Source organism: Streptomyces phaeochromogenes (assembly GCF_001418655.1).
GTDB classification, from domain to species: domain Bacteria; phylum Actinomycetota; class Actinomycetes; order Streptomycetales; family Streptomycetaceae; genus Streptomyces; species Streptomyces phaeochromogenes.
In genome coordinates this window covers 1-2,645 of the sequence record NZ_LIQZ01000684.1, presented here as the reverse complement: position 1 = coordinate 2,645, position 2,645 = coordinate 1, and the positions used below count along the sequence as shown (strand labels likewise).

At 75.8% G+C, this 2,645-nt stretch carries 1 protein-coding gene and 1 pseudogene; both read right to left on the bottom strand.

The window, feature by feature from the left end; translation table 11 throughout:
- Positions 1-2,198 (bottom strand): hypothetical protein (locus AOK17_RS47550; RefSeq protein ID WP_063997404.1); only part of this gene is annotated, 2,198 nt, incomplete at its 3' end.
- Positions 2,199-2,412: 214 nt separating this feature from the next.
- Positions 2,413-2,645 (bottom strand): annotated as a pseudogene (locus AOK17_RS47545) (transcriptional regulator); the annotation flags it as partial.

Below are 2,645 nucleotides of genomic sequence, written 5' to 3'. Positions count from 1 at the left end.
CCGGGCTGGCGCTCCGTAAGTCCGTAGGTCTGGGCGATGGAGTTCCACAGCTTCGCGGCCTTGGCCTTCTGCGTGGTCGCGGTGCCGCTCTCCCGGTTGCCCGCCGCCGTCTGGCCCGTGTTCCGGGCCTGGCCCTTGCGGCAGCCCTTCTTGCCCGCGGTCTGGTCGGCCCAGGCCGCGTAGTGGGTGTCCGCCGCGGAGGAGGCCTTCCAGGCGCTGTTGAGCGCGGCGGTGAGCTGTGCGTGGTTCGGCAGCTTGTCGACCGAGAGGTCCGCGAGGCTGGTGACCAGGCCGTCGCGCTGCTTGGCCGCGTTGCGCAGATCGGTGGCCGCCTGGCCGAGGTCGGCGCACTTGCGTACGTTGCCGACGGCCTTGACGACCGAGTCGCGGCTGTCGCCGCTGTCCGCCAAGAGCTTGTCCAGGGCCACGGCCTGCTCCTTGGCCGGGTCGGCGGACGCGGAGGCGGAGTCGTCCGTGGCGGGCGCGGTCGCCGCCACCGTCTTGTTGTCGTCGCCGTCGTCGCCCCCGCCGCCGCTGAGCAGGGCGCCCGCGCCGATGCCGAGTACGGCGATGCCGACGCCGACCGCGGCGATCACGGGCACGCGTGAACGGGTGCGGCCACCGCGGCCGTTGTCACCGTCCGCCGCGCCCCGGCGTGCGCCGCGGCCCGCGGGACCCTCGGGCGCGCCCGGGCCACCGGGGGCACCGGGGGCACCGGGACGGTTCGGGGTGCCGAAGCCGGCCGCGGCGCCCTGTCTCCCACGCGGCTGGTCGACTCGGGGCAACTGCTGCGTGGAGCCTCCGGCGTCGGCCCGGAAGAGGTTGTCGAACTCGGCCGGCGGCTGCTGCTGCCGTTCCTCGGGCACGCCCGGGCGCACCCCGTACTGCGCCGCGCCGGGCTGGGCCGGTACGGGCGCGATGAACTGCGTGGGCTGGGCGTCGGGGTCGACGGCGGGCGGCAGGGGTCCGGCGCCGGGGCCTCCGGACACCGGTCCAGGCCCGTCCGGCCGGACCCGGCCGAGGTACCGCGTGGATTCGGAGGACATCGCCGTGGGGGCCGCCCCCGCGGGAGGCATCTCGGGCGGCAGCGCACCGGGGCCCACCGGGGGAAGGAGCTGTGTGGCGCCCTCGTCCACGGCCGGCGCGGCGGGAACCGGCGGCAGGTACTGGGTCGCCCCCTCGTCCATGGCGGCGACGGGCATCGCACCGGCACCCGCACCAACTGGCGGCAGCGGCGCGGCAGTCTGACCGCCGGGAGCGTACGACGCGGGCGCCTGGCCACCGGAACCCTGCGGGTACCCGTAGCCACCCGGAGCCTGCGACTCGGCGGCACCGCCCTGCGAGTGAGGCTGAGGCGCCCCCGCCTGGCCACCGTGGGCCTGCGGGTAGCCGTAACCACCCGGAGCCTGCGCCCCGGCGGGGCCTTGCCCGTGTGCCTGCGCGTTCTCGGGTACGTACGGACCCGGAGCCGGTGCCCCGGCAGGGCCCTGCCCGTGTGCCTGCGGGTTCCCGGGAGCGTACGCACCCGGAGTCTGCGGGGCGCCGTACCCGTTCGTCGGCGCACCTTCGTGCGGGAGGGGCGCTCCGGCGGCCGACCGCTGCTGGGGCACGGAGCCCGCTCCGGGGTTCTGCGGCGGAAGCTGGCCGCCGCCGCTGTTCGGCGCCTGCGGGCCGCCCCAGGGGCCGCCCGCCGCACCCTGTGCCCCGTACTGGGCCGTCGGATCGGCGTACTGCGACGGCTGCCCGGCGTATCCGCCCTGCGCACCGGGACCGGCACCCGCGCCCGGGGCGGACCCGTCCCAGCCCGGAGCCTGGGCTCCCGCGTCCGGCGCCTGGGCGGCGGTCCAACTCGAAATCTGCGGGGGCGCGTCCTGGGCCGGGGCACCCGAAGCCGGAGCGGCCCCGCCCTGGCCCGTACCCGTGTGCTGCGTGCCCCAGCCGGGCGCCTGCGCACCCTGGCCCTGGTCCTGGCCCGCATTACCCCATTCGCCGGTCGGATTCCAACCCTGTCCGGGCTCCTGGGAGGCCCCCTGTGCGGGTCCCGGACCCCACGGCTGGTCCCAGGCCTGACCGCCCGCCGGAACGGCGCGGTCGCCCGTCTGGCCCGGCAGGAGGGGTTCGCCGCCGTCGGACGGCAGCACGATGCCTTCGTGCGCGGGCCGCGCCGAGGGCTCGTCGCCCTGTCCGTTGTGCGTCACCGGGACTCCTACGAATGGGGGACCTTCGGAATCGTCGGTTCACGCTACCGGGTCCCCACAACCCGATGCCACGCAGCACAGGTCGTGACAGCCGTCTCCGGGGGCGGCAGTAACGAATCCGCCCCCCAAGACGCTGTTTATGCCTCCTTTCGCCTCACAGCCCTCCGTTCACCCCGCGTTCACTCCCGCGTGGACCTCGCGCCCGTCCGGCGGTTCAGGCCGCCGCCTGCAACTCCATGCGCGCCCCGAACTCCCGTACCACCGGCTCGTCCCGGTAGGGCTCCAGGCGCTGTTGGAAGTCGTCCAGATACTCCGCCCCGCGGTTGGAACGCAGCGTGCCGAGCAGTTCGACCGCGCGCAGACCCGTGTTGCAGGCCTCCTCGATCTCGCGCTTCTGGACCTGAGCGGTGGCCAGCAGTACGTACCCGATGGCGCGGCGCCTCGCGC